Consider the following 12203-nt stretch of genomic DNA (forward strand, 5'->3'; position numbering starts at 1 on the left):
TCCCGTGTGTTCGGTATTGCTCTGTGCCGCGGCCTTTTGTTTAATGCGTGAACCGCGCTGACAAAATGATTGAGACGCGGGTAGGAAACGCATTGTGCGTCGGGAGGCACGATGAACGATCCGATCCTCGAGATGCGTGGTGTCTCAAAATCCTTCTTTGGCATCAAGGCGCTGCGTTCCGTCGATCTCACCGTCTATGCCGGCGAAATTCATGCCCTGATGGGTGAGAACGGCGCCGGAAAGTCGACGCTGATGAAGATCTTGTCCGGTGCCTACAGGCCCGATCCCGGCGGCGAGATCCGCATCGAAGGAAGCCCGGTACGGATCGAAGGTCCGCTCGGCGGCCGCGCGGCGGGCATCTCCATCATCTACCAGGAGCTGTCGTTGGCTCCCAATCTCAGTGTTGCCGAGAATATCTATCTCGGCCGGGAGCTATCGCGGGCAGGTTTGCTGGCACGCGGCGCCATGCGCGAGGGCGTCGGCCCCATCCTGAAACGGCTGGGCGCGGACTTCCTGCCGTCGACGCTGGTGGCGCACCTCTCCATGGGCCAGCGGCAACTGGTCGAGATCGCGCGTGCGCTGCACGTCAGATCAAAAATCCTGATCATGGATGAGCCGACCACCGCGTTGTCCGCCGGCGAGAGCGCGCGGCTGTTCGCGCTGATCCGCCAGCTTCGCGCCGAGGGGCTTGCCATAATCTACATCTCGCACCGCATGGACGAGGTCTACGCGCTCGGCGACCGCGTCACCGTGCTGCGCGACGGCCGGCTGGTCGGGGCGCTCGACAAGCAGGACATCCGCGCCGACACCATCGTTCGGCTGATGGTCGGGCGTGACGTCTCCTCCTTCTACAAGAAGGATCATGATCCGGAGGCGGGGCGGGGGCATCCCGTGCTCGCAGCGATCGACATGGCCGATGGCCGGCGCGTCAAAGGGTGCTCGCTGACCGTGCATGCGGGCGAGGTGGTCGGCCTCGCCGGCCTGATCGGCGCGGGTCGCACCGAGCTTGCGCATCTCATCATTGGCGCGGCGCCCAAGACCTCCGGCCGTGTCGAGCTGGAAGGACGCCCGGTCGATATCCGCACGCCGGGTGAGGCGCTCGACATCGGCGTTGCCTATCTGACCGAGGACCGCAAGGCGCTCGGCCTGTTCCTGGACATGTCGTGCCTGGACAACATCAACCTCGCGGTGCTCGGCCGGGATGCCCGGATCGGTTACATCCTCGATCGCGACAAGGGCCGTAATCGCGCCAACAGGGCGTTCGCGGCGCTCGGCATTCGCGCTGCCGATATCAACGTCACCGTTGGCGCATTGTCCGGCGGCAACCAGCAGAAGGTGCTGCTGTCGCGCCTGCTTGCGACCACGCCAAAGGTCCTGATCCTCGATGAGCCGACGCGCGGCGTGGATGTCGGCGCCAAGTCCGAGATCTATTCGATCATCGACAATCTTGCCAAATCCGGCACCGCGATCCTCGTCATCTCGTCCGACCTGCCCGAGATCATCGGCATCTGCGACCGCGTCGTCGTCATGCGGGCAGGGCATATCGCCGGTGAAATCGCGCGTGGCGCGACGTCGCCCCTGAACCAGGAAGACATCATGGCGCTCGCCACGGGGATGGAGCAACTCGATGCATGACGGCTCTCCAAAGACGGACACCGCCGCCGCCGCGGGCCTCGCGGCCGCGCAGGAGACGAAGCGTCAGCGCATCAGGCTTCTGATCCGCGCCGCCGGCATGCTGCCGGTGCTGCTGATCTTGTGCGGCGGCTTCCATTTTCTGTCGGAGGGCCGCTTCTTCACCGGACAAAATCTCGGCATCGTGTTGCAGCAGGCCGCGGTGAACACCGTGCTCGCCGCAGGCATGACCTTCGTCATCCTCACCGGCGGCATCGACCTCTCCGTCGGCTCGATCCTGGCGGCGTCCGCGATGGCCGGGTTGACGCTCTCCAAGCTGCCGGAGCTCGGGATGCTGTGGCTGCCGGCCGCGCTGCTCACGGGCCTCGGCTTCGGCGTCGTCAACGGCGCGCTCATTGCACTCCTCCGCCTGCCGCCTTTCATCGTCACGCTCGGCTCTCTCACCGCCGTACGCGGCCTGGCGCGACTGCTCGGGGCCGACACCACCGTCTTCAATCCTTCGATTCCCTATGCCTTCATCGGCAACGGCTCGCTGACGCTCGTTCCCGGCGTGGCGTCGATCCCGTGGCTCTCGGTGATCGCCTTGCTCGTCATCCTCGTCTCGTGGCTGGTGCTGCGCCGGACGGTGCTCGGCGTGCACATCTATGCGGTGGGCGGCAATGAAAGCGCGGCGCGGCTCGCCGGCATCAAGGTCTGGGCCGTGCTGATCTTCGTCTACGGCGTCTCGGGATTCTTTGCCGGGCTCGGCGGCGCCATGCAGGCGGCGCGGCTCTATGCGGCCAACGGTCTTCAGCTCGGTCAGTCCTACGAGCTCGATGCGATCACCGCCGTGATCCTGGGCGGCACCTCGTTCGTCGGCGGCATCGGCTCGATCTGGGGCACGCTGGTCGGCGCGCTGATCATCGCCGTCCTGTCGAACGGCCTGATCCTCGTCGGCGTCTCGGACATCTGGCAATATGTCATCAAGGGCCTGGTGATCATCGGCGCCGTGGCGCTGGACCGCTACCGGCTGCAAGGCTCCGCCAGAACGTGAAAAGGCTCCGCCAGAACCTGAAAGGGTTCGGCGCGCACCTGAGTGCGCATGGTGATGCGAGGTTCCGCTGCGGCAACTGGTCTGCCGTTCCGGATAAGAATACAGACCAGGGAGGAAGCCAATGTTGAAGACGATCACGCTCGCCGGCGCCGCGATGGCGCTTGCCCTAAGCACCGCGCCATCCTTCGCCAAGGAACTCAAGTCGATCGGCGTGTCGCTGGGGTCGATGGGCAACCCGTTCTTCGTCGCGCTGTCGAAGGGCGCCGAGTTCGAGGCCAGGAAGACCAATCCCAACGTGAAGATCACGACGGTCGGCTTCGAATACGACCTCGGCAAGCAGGTCACCCAGATCGACAATTTCATTGCCGCCGGCGTCGACCTGATCCTGTTGAATCCCGGCGATCCCAAGGCGATCGGGCCGGCGATCAAGAAGGCGCAGGCGGCGGGCATCGTGGTCGTCGCGGTCGACACCGCGGCCGAAGGCGCCGACGCCACCATAACCACGAACAACGTGCAGGCCGGCGAGATCTCATGCCAGTACATCGTCGACAAGCTAGGGGGCAAGGGCGACGTCATCATCGAGAACGGGCCGCAGGTCTCGGCCGTGATCGACCGCGTCGTCGGTTGCAAGAACGTTCTCTCGAAGAATCCCGGCATCAAGGTATTGTCCAGCGACCAGGACGGCAAAGGCTCGCGTGAAGGCGGTCTCACCGTCGCGCAGGGCTATCTGACGCGCTTTTCCAAGATCGACGCCATCTTCGCCATCAACGATCCGCAGGCGATCGGCACCGATCTCGCAGCGCGCCAGCAAGGCCGCAGCGGCATTGTCATCACCGCGGTCGATGGCGCGCCCGACATCGAGGCCGCGCTCAAGGATCCGGCAGCGCCGCAGGTCCAGGCTTCCGCTTCGCAGGACCCGTTCTTCATGGCGCGGCGCGCGGTGCAGGTGGGCGTCGGCATTCTCAATGGCCAGAAGCCGGCCTCGACCGTCGAGCTCCTGCCCTCGAAGCTCGTGACCAGGGACAACGTCGCCGAGTACAAGGGCTGGACCTCGGATCGTTCTCAGTAGAACGCCGCTTCCGGCGGGAGCGGTCGAAACACGAGACGACGGGCGGCGTTGTGATCCAAGCCGCCCGTCGTGCCACGGTCGCGGGATCGGCCGTACGAGCGCGCGGGGGGCCTGTTGTGTTAGCTTCGCACAATCTCGCTCGGTCGATTCGGAAGCACATCCCGTGAAAGCCAGGACATCCGGCACCGCATGGCGGCATGCCAACATCGGTCGCCTGCTCAACAACGCAGTGCGGCGTTTCGAAGGGCGCGTGCTCGAACTGATGAGCGAGAAGGGGCATGACGAAACGCGGATCGCGCATGTCGGCCTCACGCGCAATCTCGACGTCGAGGGGACCAGGCTGACGGAGCTCGCCCGCCGCGCGTCCATGAGCAAGCAGGCGATGGGCGAGCTGGTCGATCAATGCGCCGAGCTCGGCCTCGTCGATCGCATCGCCGATCCGACCGATCGGCGCGCACGCATCGTCATCTTCACGCCGGCCGGGCGCAAATGGCTGGATGCGTTCCGCGACGCGGTCGACGTCGCCGAGCAGGAGATGCGCGCCGAGCTCGGCAAGGCCACGATGGACGCAATCCTGAAGGGACTGGCGGTCTACGGCGCGCAGTTCGACACGCTCGACGATCCAAAATAGTCAGGCTACTTGACGATATCGTCAGGCTACCTTACCATGCAGGATAATGCTGGTAGGGAGAAGCGTCTTGGAAACACGTCTGACGGCCTCGGTGCTCATCGCGGGCGGGGGGCCATGCGGGCTGATGCTGGCCAACGAACTCGGCCGCCGCGGCGTGTCCGCGATCCTGGTCGACGAAAAGCCGGGCACCGCATTCAATCCGCAAGCCAATGCGACGCAGGCGCGCTCGATGGAGCATTATCGCCGGCTGGGATTCGCGGACGAGATCAGGCGCGAAGGTTTGCCTGCCGATTATCCGACCGACGTCGCATATTTCACCCGCTATACCGGCTTCGAGCTGGCGCGATTTCGGTTGCCGTCGTCGTCGCGTGCGAGCGAACTCGTCAAGGGCATGTCCGGCTCCTGGAGCGCGGCCGAGCTACCGCATCGGGTCTCGCAGAAATATGTCGAGGCAGTGCTGCGCCGCCACGCCGAACGGCTTCCCGGAATTCAGCTCAACTACGGTCATCGTCTCGTCGGCTACACCGAGAACGATGAGGGCATCGTCGGCGAAATCGAACGCCTCGACAATGGTCGCCGCTTTCAGGTTCGAGCCGACTTCCTGGTCGGCGCTGACGGGCCGCGCTCGATGGTCCGGCAATCGCTCGGCATCGTCTACGGCGGCGAGACCGGAACGCAACGCGATTTCATGGGCGGCCGCATGCTGGCGGTCTACCTCCGCTCGCCCGGCTTCTACGCAAGCATCCCGCACGCGAAGGCGTGGATGTACAATTGTTTCAACGGTGATCGCCGTGCCTTCATGGCATCCGTGAACGGCCGCGACGAATTCGCGTTCCACACCCAGCTCCAGCCGGGCGAAGACGAAAATGCGATCACGATCAACGAGGCCAAGGCCGCGTTCCAGCGTGCCTGCGGCGCGCCGATCGCGTGCGAGGTGCTGTCGTTCCTGACCTGGACCGCCGGTCACGCGCTGGTCGCGAACGGGATGCAGCGGGGCAGGGTGTTCCTTGGCGGCGATGCGGCGCATCTGTTCACGCCGACCGGCGGGCTCGGCTACAACACCGCGATCGAGGATGCCGTCAATCTCGGCTGGAAGCTCGCAAGCGTCGTCAAGGGCGTGAGCCCGGCCGGGCTGCTCGACAGCTACGAGGTCGAGCGGCGGCCGGTGGCGCTTCGCAACACCGACTATGCCCGGCGCTTCGCCGACTCCCTTGGTCTCTTCGCTCCCGCGCCGGAGATCGAGGATGCCACGGACGAGGGCAGCGAGGCGCGGCGGGAAGCAGGGGTCTACCTCGAACGGCACGCCCGCGCTGAATTCAACATCCCCGGCGTCACCTTTGGCGGACGTTACGATGGCTCGCCGATCATCGTCTCCGACGGCAGCAAGCCACCGCCCGATGCCGCAAACGTCTACGTTCCGAGCGCCTGCCCCGGCGGTCGCGCGCCGCATGCGTGGCTGGAAGACGGTGCGTCCTTGTACGACCTGTTCGGGTTCGAGTGGACGCTGCTCCAGTTCGGCGAGGTCGCGTCGGCTCACGCCGCGGCCACCGATGCCGTCCGCACGCTCGGGGTCGATTTGAAGCTCGTCACGCTGCCGGAATCCTTGCGCGATCTCTATGACGCCGACCTTGCCTTGATACGTCCCGACCAGATCGTGGCCTGGCGCGGCAGCGCATCACAGGCCGGAACGCTCGGATCTGTCCTGGCCCGCGCGCTTGGGCGTGGCGCGCACAGCGGCGCACGGCTGGCAAGCTGATCGATTCCCGCGGCCGCATCGAACTTGCGGCAAGACGGCCAACAACAACAAGACGACAACGACACCGGAGGAGGAAAACGTGACGACAAGCGCATTGGAGGATTACGACGATCGTGCCGCCACCACCGTTGCTGGCGGGCTGACGGCGAGCAGCCGCCGGCGCATCCTGATCGCCGGCACCATCGGCACCGCGATCGAGTGGTACGATTTCTTCATCTACGGCCTGATTGCGCCGCTGGTGTTCGATCAGCTGTTCTTTCCGAAGTTCGACCAGCTCACGGCGACCATTGCGGTGTTCGCGACGTTCTCGGTCGGATTTCTGGCGCGTCCGCTCGGCGGACTGGTATTCGGCCATTTCGGCGACCGCCTCGGCCGCAAGTCCGTCCTGCTGTGCACGCTGCTCATGATGGGACTTGCGACCATGTCGATCGGACTGTTGCCGACCTATGCCAGTGTGGGCGTAGCCGCAACCATCGCGCTCGTCGTGCTGCGCTTCCTCCAGGGTTTTGCGCTCGGCGGCGAGTCGACCGCGGCGATCCTCATGGCGATCGAGACGGCGCCCGGCCACCAGCGCGGCTTCTCGGCTGCGGTAATCCAGGCCGCAGGGCCCGTCGGCGTCGTGCTCGCCTCGTTTGCGGCGCTGGCGATCTCGCGGCTGCCGGAGGCGGACCTGCTGTCATGGGGCTGGCGCGTGCCGTTCCTGATCAGCGCCGTGCTCGTCGCGCTCGGCGTCTACATGCGTCTGCGCATCGAGGAGAGCGCGACATTCCGCGAGGCCGAGGTGACTGAAGCCGCGCCGGCGGTCGAGGCGGTGAGGGAGCACTGGCGGCCGATCCTCATCGTGTTTTTCGCCGAGATGGCGCAGACGTCCTATTTCTATCTGACGGCCATATTCACCATCTCCTTCGCGACGCGCCAACTCGGTGTCCAGAAGGACGTGATCACGCAGGCGGTGCTGTTCGCCAATCTCGTCGGGCTCGTGGCGATGCCGCTTGTCGGCGCCTGGTCCGACCGGATCGGACGAAAGCGTCTGTTCCTGGCAGGCGTCGTGCTCGCGGCCATCTCGATGTTTGCGTTCTACGGCGTGGTCGCGAGCCGTGACACCCTGCTGGTGACGGGCGCGGTGATCCTGGCCGCGGGCATCATCCATCCCCTGATGTTCGGCAGCGAAGGAAGCTATTTCCCGGAGCTGTTTCCAACCCGCATCCGCTTCACCGGTGTGTCGATCGGAAAGCAGCTCGGCACGGTGCTCGGCGGCGGCATCGCGCCGCTCGTCGCCACCAGCCTGTTTGCGCAGACGGGGTCCACCTATGCCATCACCGGATATTACGTCGCGCTCGCGCTCGCGGCGATGATCGCGCTCGGCTTCGCGCACGAAACCAGCAAATCGCGGCTGCTCGGCTAGGCCCGGCACCATTACCAACATCAGGGAGATTCTCATGGACGTCAGTCTTCTCATCAACGGCCAGGATCAAGCCGCTTCCAGCGGCAAGGTGTTCGAACGCCGCAATCCGCTGTCGCAAGAGGTCGCAAGCCGCGCAGCAGCCGCGACGGTTTCCGATGCCGATGCCGCGGTGGCGGCGGCTTCCGCCGCGCTTGCCGCATGGTCGGGGCTCGGCCCGAATGCGAGGCGCGCTCTACTCCTGAAGGCAGCCGATGCGCTTGACGCCAAGCGCGATGCCTTCATCAGGATCATGATGGCCGAGATCGGCACGACGGAGGTCTGGTCAGCCTTCAACGTCAAGCTCGCGGCCGGCATGCTGCGCGAAGCGGCGTCGCTGACGACGCAAGTCGCAGGCGAGGTGATCCCGTCCGACAAGCCGGGGTGCCTCGCCATGTTGGTTCGTCAGCCGGCCGGCGTATGCCTCGGCATCGCGCCGTGGAATGCTCCGATCATTCTCGGCGTTCGCGCCGTTGCGACGCCGCTCGCCTGCGGCAACACGGTGGTGTTGAAGGCGTCCGAGATCTGCCCGGGAACGCACCGGCTGATCGGAGAGGTGTTCGGGGACGCGGGCTTTCCGCCCGGCGTCGTGAACGTCGTGACCAATGCGCCGGCCGATGCGCCCGCTTTGGTCGAACGCCTCATCGCCAATCCCGCCGTGCGGCGGATCAATTTCACCGGCTCCACCCGCGTCGGCCGCGTCATTGCCGAGTTCGCCGGACGCCATCTCAAGCCGGTGCTGCTGGAGCTTGGCGGAAAGGCGCCGCTGGTCGTGCTCGACGATGCCGACCTCGACGCCGCCGTCGCGGCCGTGGCGTTCGGCGCCTTCATCAACCAGGGCCAGGTCTGCATGTCGACGGAGCGGGTGATCGTCGACGAGGCGGTGGCCGCTTCCTTTGTCGAGAAGCTCGCGAAGAAGGCGGGCGCGCTTCCGGCCGGCGATCCGCGCTCAGGCCCGGTGGTCGTCGGCTCGATGATCGACGAGGCGCCGGCGAAGCACGTCGTTGCGCTGATCGATGACGCCATCGGCAAGGGGGCCGTCAAGCTCGCGGGCGGCGAGCGCGTCGGCACGGTCGTCCCGGCGACCGTGCTCGACCGCGTCGTATCAGGCATGCGGATCTACACCGAGGAGAGCTTTGGTCCCGTCGTTTCGGTGATCCGCGCCCGCGGTGTGGACGACGCGGTCCGGCTCGCCAACGACACCGAGTATGGCCTCTCGGCCGCGGTGTTCGGCCGCGACGTCGCACGTGCGCTGACGGTGGCGCAACGTATCGAAAGCGGCATCTGTCACGTCAATGGCCCGACTGTGCATGACGAGGCGCAGATGCCGTTCGGCGGTGTGAAGGGATCTGGCTACGGCCGCTTCGGCGGGCAGGCGGGAATCGCCGAGTTCACCGATCTGCGCTGGATCACCATCGAGACGCAGCCTCAGCACTACCCCTTCTGATTGCGCCCGAAGCGAAGCACGCAAGGAAAGCGGCCAATGAACTCAAAAGTCCTGACGGTTCGGGAAGCGACCCTCGGTGTGCTTCGCTCCTTCGGCGTCGATCGCGTCTTCGGCAATCCCGGCTCGACCGAGCTTGCCTTCCTGGGCGACTGGCCCGATGACATCGACTACGTGCTCGGTTTGCAGGAAGCCTGCGTCGTCGGCATGGCGGATGGCTATGCGCAAGCCACGGGACGGCCGGCCTTCGTCAATCTGCACTCGGCGGCCGGGCTCGGTCATGCGCTCGGCAATCTCTTCACGGCGTTTCGCAACAAGACGCCGATGGTCGTGACTGCGGGACAGCAGGCGCGCAGCCTGTTGCGGATGCGACCCTATCTCTTCGCCGAGGACGCCGCACAGTTTCCAAAGCCCTATGTGAAATGGAGCGCGGAACCCGCGCGCGCCGAGGATGTCCCGGCGGCGATTGCGCAGGCCTTCCTCACCGCCACGCAGCATCCGCGCGGTCCGACCTTCGTGTCCGTGCCGTCGGATGATTGGGCGCGTCCTGCGTCGCTTCCGCCGGTCCGTCACATCGCAACGGAGTTTGCGCCGGATCCCGCGGCAATCGTTCGGCTCGGCGCGACGATTGGAGCCGCCAAAAGACCTGTTTTCGTTGTCGGGCCCGAAATCGATCGCAACGGCTGTGTCGATGCGATGGTCGCCGTGGCGGAACAGGTGAGGGCGGCCGTCTGGGCAAGTCCGATGTCCAGCCGTTCGAGCTTTCCGGAATTGCATCCGCAATTCGCAGGTTTCCTGCCGGCCGCACCTGGAGGGCTCGCCCGCGCCCTGCGCGGCGCCGATCTGATCGTCGTGGTCGGCGCGCCCGTGTTCACCTTCCATGTCGAAGGACAATGCGAATTGCTCGACGACGGAACGCCGGTCTGGCAGATCACCGACGATCCGACCGAAGCCGCCTCCGCTTCTGTCGGTGACACCATCATCGGCACGCTCCCGAAAGCGCTGGCTGCACTCAAGTCGGCGCTGCCGGACGTCGCGGAGCGCGAGGTGCCGGCCGCGCGGGCGCGGCCCGCCGCTCCTGTCGCGCAAAATCCGATTCCTCCGGCGTATGCGCTTGCGCGGCTGTCGGCGCTGATGCCGCACGATGCGATCGTGGTCGAGGAGGCGCCGTCGCATCGTCCGGCCATTCAACAGTTCCTGCCGCGGCCTGGGGCCGACAGTTTTTACACGATGGCGAGCGGCGGGCTTGGTTACAGCCTGCCGGCCGCCGTCGGCGTGGCGTTAGCCCGGCCCGGCCGCCGCATCGTCGCGCTAATCGGCGACGGATCGGCGATGTACTGCGTCCAGGCGATCTGGACCGCGGCGCAACGGGGACTGCCGATCACCTTCGTGATCATGAACAATTCAGGCTATGGCGCGATGCGCGCCTTCAGCCAGCTCATGCAGGCACATCGCCCGCCCGGAATCGATTTGCCCGGGCTCGATTTCGTGGCGCTCGCCAAAGGGATGGGGTGCCCGGGGCGGCGGGTAACCGACGCCGGCGACCTCGACCGCATCCTGAGCGAAGCGTTGGCATCGCGTGGTCCCGCGCTGGTCGATATCGCAGTCGACGACGCCACGACGGACCTGTTCAGCCATCCGCGCTAGCAGGCGGTGTGAGGACTGGTTCGCGGGGGCAAGACGACCGATGGAAATCTGCTTGCGAAGGCGCGGGTCTTGGGTTGAACACGCGATCCGTCGATCACCTCGAGCCGGCCGCAGCGGTTCAGCGTGTGCAGCTTTCTGCCGGGCCATGCCGGTCCGGGCCTGAGGGAGTGGCGGACGACCTGCTTGAACGTCGTCGGAGACAGTTCGACCACTTCCGCGAGACCGAGCGCGGCGCCATATCCGTCAGCGCAATCCTGCACCGGCCGCCACAATTTGCCATCGATGGTGACGAAGTTCCCCGCGGGTCGCGCACTTGCGCGATCAATCAGGACCGGATTGCTGGCATGGGGCAACCAGGGGCCGAGCAGGTGTTCGGCATAATAGATCGCAAGCGAATCCGAATAGCCGCCGGTTCCGTCTCGCCAGGCTCCGAACAAATAGTTCAGACCGTTGTGCTGCGTGATCGTCACATCGGCCAGTTCGAGGCCTGACAGCAGCGTGGCGTGCCGCTCCCATTTGTCTGGAAACCGAACGCATCTGTAGAGCGCGACGTCCCCGTGGAGCGAACTCTCCGGGATCATCCACAACTCGCCATTGTCCTCGATCAGGAACGGATAGGACAGGTGCCAGGGCTCCTCCAGCACGGGCACGACCTCGCCGACCGGGCCGGCGTCGCCGAACTCGACTGCCGAAATAATGCCCTTTCCAACCCGATGATCGAGATCTTCGAAGTAGACGAATGTTCGTCCTTTCCAGGTGATCGGGAAGGGATCGGCGTAGAAATGGTTTCCGGGATCGGCGAGAACGTTCCAGCCAGGCCCGGAGAGATCTCCCGTCTGCCAGACGCCCGCGCCATCGTTGAAGCGCCATCCGACATGCCAATGCGGGGCATAGCAGCAGAGGCGGTAGATCTCCTTGGCGATCGATACGGCGAGGCCGCGCACGACATAGTCCGCCGGCCGCCGGCCGTTGCCGGCCCGGGCCGCGCGTGCCAGCTGCGGCACGATACGCGGCCGTCCCGACAGGATGGCCGCCACCATGGTCAGGGTTCGCGCCATGACCGTTTCGAGCCCACCGCTCAAACCGGCGGCGATTTCTGCGGAGGGATGGCCGCGATCAAGCCGCGCACCGTCGACCTCGTTGACGATCTCGATGACGGGCAGGTCGCCGGCGAGAATCGCGGCGAGCGCAGCGTTCTCGCCTGCGGTGCCATTGAACAGCGGGCGGAGGTAGAGCCGGGCGGGGCTGTTCGGATCGCGCGGAGCACCGGTGAAATCGACGATCACGTCGGCGGTCCCGGTGTGCGCCGGTTCCGGATTGATCGTCAGTCGGTCGGCGCCGCTGTGCCTGCCCTTATGCAGCACCACGCGCTCGAGCTCGAACAGGGCGTTGAGCCCCGCGGGTCGTGGCTCCGCCGTTGCGGTCCATGCGATTTGAACCGGCACGTCCCGGCCGTCGATCGACAGCGTCTGGCGGTGCATCCACCGCCGCGCATGCTCACGTTCGCAGCGAAACTCGATAATCATGTCGAGCCAACCTATTCCAACGCA

9 protein-coding genes are annotated in these 12203 nt (G+C 65.8%); 8 read left to right on the forward strand and 1 reads right to left on the reverse strand.

Features of this window, described 5'->3' with window-relative positions; all coding sequences use genetic code 11:
- Positions 1–111: 111 nt before the first annotated feature.
- From ACKWRH_RS15215 to mdlC, 8 genes are all read left to right on the forward strand, one after another.
- Positions 112–1635: a sugar ABC transporter ATP-binding protein gene (locus ACKWRH_RS15215; RefSeq protein WP_445221211.1), complete on the forward strand. Its 1524-nt coding sequence runs from the start codon at positions 112–114 to the stop codon at positions 1633–1635.
- Positions 1628–2665 (forward strand): ABC transporter permease subunit, encoded by a 1038-nt coding sequence (locus ACKWRH_RS15220; RefSeq protein ID WP_445221212.1) that lies wholly within the window; start codon positions 1628–1630, stop codon positions 2663–2665. Before ACKWRH_RS15215 ends, ACKWRH_RS15220 begins: the two co-directional genes overlap by 8 nt.
- Positions 2666–2786: 121 nt before the next feature.
- The gene (locus tag ACKWRH_RS15225; RefSeq protein WP_445221213.1) at positions 2787–3734 is read left to right on the forward strand and encodes an ABC transporter substrate-binding protein; all 948 of its coding nucleotides are present in this window, start codon (positions 2787–2789) and stop codon (positions 3732–3734) included.
- Between the two features lie 163 nt (positions 3735–3897).
- Positions 3898–4365 carry a MarR family winged helix-turn-helix transcriptional regulator gene (locus ACKWRH_RS15230; protein ID WP_445221214.1) on the forward strand — a complete coding sequence of 156 codons (468 nt, stop codon included), beginning with the start codon at positions 3898–3900 and terminating at the stop codon, positions 4363–4365.
- A 46-nt stretch (positions 4366–4411) separates the two neighbouring features.
- Entirely contained in the window at positions 4412–6121 is a 1710-nt protein-coding gene (locus tag ACKWRH_RS15235) for an FAD-dependent oxidoreductase (RefSeq protein ID WP_445221215.1), read from the forward strand.
- A gap of 79 nt (positions 6122–6200) precedes the next feature.
- Complete coding sequence (locus ACKWRH_RS15240; protein WP_445221216.1) at positions 6201–7526, forward strand: MFS transporter; 1326 nt, start codon at positions 6201–6203, stop codon at positions 7524–7526.
- A 34-nt stretch (positions 7527–7560) separates the two neighbouring features.
- Entirely contained in the window at positions 7561–9009 is a 1449-nt protein-coding gene (locus ACKWRH_RS15245) for an aldehyde dehydrogenase (protein ID WP_445221217.1), read from the forward strand.
- 36 nt (positions 9010–9045) lie between these two features.
- Positions 9046–10653, forward strand: coding sequence for a benzoylformate decarboxylase (mdlC, locus tag ACKWRH_RS15250; RefSeq protein WP_445221218.1), 1608 nt, complete (start codon positions 9046–9048; stop codon positions 10651–10653).
- Here the strand turns inward: mdlC and ACKWRH_RS15255 are convergent.
- Positions 10650–12179 carry a glucosamine inositolphosphorylceramide transferase family protein gene (locus tag ACKWRH_RS15255; protein ID WP_445221219.1) on the reverse strand — a complete coding sequence of 510 codons (1530 nt, stop codon included), beginning with the start codon at positions 12177–12179 and terminating at the stop codon, positions 10650–10652. The two genes, mdlC and ACKWRH_RS15255, sit on opposite strands and share 4 nt — an antisense overlap.
- Positions 12180–12203 lie beyond the last annotated feature (24 nt).

Source organism: Bradyrhizobium sp. Pa8 (genome assembly GCF_052588265.1).